The organism is Bartonella sp. CE47NXGY, assembly GCF_042195415.1.
In the GTDB taxonomy this organism is placed as follows: Bacteria; Pseudomonadota; Alphaproteobacteria; order Rhizobiales; family Rhizobiaceae; genus Bartonella.
Window position 1 is genome coordinate 1 of the sequence record NZ_JBHIOI010000281.1, and the last position, 570, is coordinate 570.

1 pseudogene is annotated in these 570 nt (G+C 35.3%); it reads right to left on the bottom strand.

From position 1 onward, the window contains the following. Positions 1–97 precede the first annotated feature (97 nt). Positions 98–570, bottom strand: a pseudogene (locus ACFIL3_RS11110) (hypothetical protein); the annotation flags it as partial.

Consider the following 570-nt stretch of genomic DNA (forward strand, 5'->3'; position numbering starts at 1 on the left):
CTGTACGGTGCCTTTCTGTCAATTTAAACGCATATCTATTCTCAAAATCATCAGCAAACTTCACTACTTTGCTGTTTTTTCGGATCCATAAGTGTCTTTAAGCGTAGATCGCTGTTGCAAGTTGATTGAAGCTTTCTGAAAGGTTATTTGCGAAATTGTTTGACGGTGGTTTATAACATGCGCTTTCATATAGTTTTTTCACTTCTGATTTTTTGTGTTTCTTAATTACCAATCCATATTCTGGATGCGTAATCCAATTATCCCAAGCGCTTTGCCAATCGCGTTCATTTGCATTGTGACATGGATTGGTTTTTGAAAAGCGTACAAATTTTTCAAATTCTGATAAGGCTTCATCATGCGTTAATCCTTGTTCAGTTGCGTATTGAAAATCGGGTTTGAAATCTTCTAGTATTCTTTCAACTTCTTGTTTTTCCCTTATTTTCTTTGTTCCTTCAAAAAAGTTTGCTTTCTCTGGAAAATAAGCAGGCATTATCTTATCAACGATTTCTGAAAGTTGTTTTCCAACCTTTTTAACTTTTCGTGAAGGCAATTTCGCAATCATCGCTTCGT